Origin of the sequence: Paenibacillus rhizoplanae, assembly GCF_042684125.1 — a bacterium.
Lineage (GTDB): Bacteria > Bacillota > Bacilli > Paenibacillales > Paenibacillaceae > Paenibacillus_AQ > Paenibacillus_AQ rhizoplanae.
In genome coordinates this window covers 133238-133984 of sequence record NZ_JBHUKY010000078.1, presented here as the reverse complement: position 1 = coordinate 133984, position 747 = coordinate 133238, and the positions used below count along the sequence as shown (strand labels likewise).

The following is a 747-nucleotide window of genomic DNA, read 5'->3' as shown; positions in this document are numbered from 1 at the left end:
TCCGCGACATGCGGCCCCACTTCTGCAAAGATGGTCACGGCAGACGTCCGCTCAATTCCTGGAATGGAGTCAATTTGTTCAATCATCTCCAGATACGGTTCTGCCTTCGCCTCGATTCGAGCTTCCAGCTCCGTGATCCGTTTCTCCAAATAGACCAAGTGGTCCCAATGGTCTCGAATCATCTCCCGATGATGACGGCGCAACTTGCCATTGAGCGCGTCTAGCAACTGCGGAACTTTCTTTTTTAAACGGGTTTTGACCAGGTTTTTAACGGCCACTTCGTCTACGACCTCGCCGTCCATGATCTTCTGGAGCAGGCCCCGTCCCGAAACCCCATATAGATCGGACATAAAGGTGGTTAGCTTGATGTTGGCATCCTGCAGGATTTTGTGGATGCGGTTCTTCTCCGCCGTCACCGCCTGCACCATCTTACTCCGGTAACGGGTCAAATCTCGCAAATCCCGGATGTCCTGTTCTGGCACCATACTGCCTTCAATGAGCCCGCAACGGTGCAATTGCGCTAACCAGCGCGCGTCTTGCATGTCACTTTTTCGACCCGGCATATTCTTTACCCGCTGGGCGTTGGCCAAGACCAGATCACAACTGCCCTCTAAGATGTTCCATACCGGTTTCCAAAACACGCCGGTACTCTCCATCACCACCTCAAGGCAGCCGTGTTCACTCAGCCAATCTTGCAGTCCTAACAATTCTCGGGTTGTCGTCCCAAAGGTTTTCAGGTGACATTGC

At 52.9% G+C, this 747-nt stretch carries 1 protein-coding gene; it reads right to left on the bottom strand.

The features are described from left to right. Positions 1 to 747 (bottom strand): IS110 family transposase (locus tag ACFSX3_RS29170; RefSeq protein ID WP_379313625.1); only part of this gene is annotated, 747 nt, incomplete at both ends.